Source organism: Actinoplanes oryzae (assembly GCF_030757795.1).
Classification (GTDB): Bacteria; Actinomycetota; Actinomycetes; order Mycobacteriales; family Micromonosporaceae; genus Actinoplanes.
The window spans coordinates 1-526 of sequence record NZ_JAUQWH010000365.1 but is presented as its reverse complement, the minus strand read 5'-3'; the positions used below and the strand labels follow the sequence as shown (position 1 = coordinate 526).

1 pseudogene is annotated in these 526 nt (G+C 65.6%); it reads left to right on the top strand.

What is annotated here, in order from left to right:
- Window positions 1-465, top strand: a pseudogene (locus RBH18_RS43950) (hypothetical protein); the annotation flags it as partial.
- Window positions 466-526 lie beyond the last annotated feature (61 nt).

Genomic DNA, 526 nt, shown 5'->3' with positions numbered 1-526 from the left:
CGCACTTACAGCCAATGCCTGGCCCTCGGCGTCCTGCACTACGACGCCATCATCGACAACACCAAATACCGGAAACTGACCGGCCTGGGCTCCCCCAAGGCCACGGTCGAACTACAGGACTTGGTCGCCCGCGAAACTCCTCCAGCAGGTCGGAACGCAAAGGTGGGCCCGCTACAGGCTCGCCCAGCAATTCAACCCGGATGCCGCCCACCGCGCCGACCGGCACACGCCGGCCGACCGAAGAGAAGAGATCCTTCACGCTCTAGGCACCTGCGACTGCGCGCCGAACTCGCTCACCGGACCGGCTTGTCCGACCAGACGGTCCGCCGCTGGCTGACCCTCCTGCGCCACGAAGGGCAGATCGAAGCCACCGAGAATTCAACCGCCAGCAAGAACACCAAGTACCCGACGGATCGTCGCACCGCGCACCACAGAGTTGATGCCGATCGCTCGACCTTGGGTTAGAAACGCTCACCGATGCCGAGGCGGGCGTGGACCTGCTGGGCACGCTCGGCAGCGGCGCTGG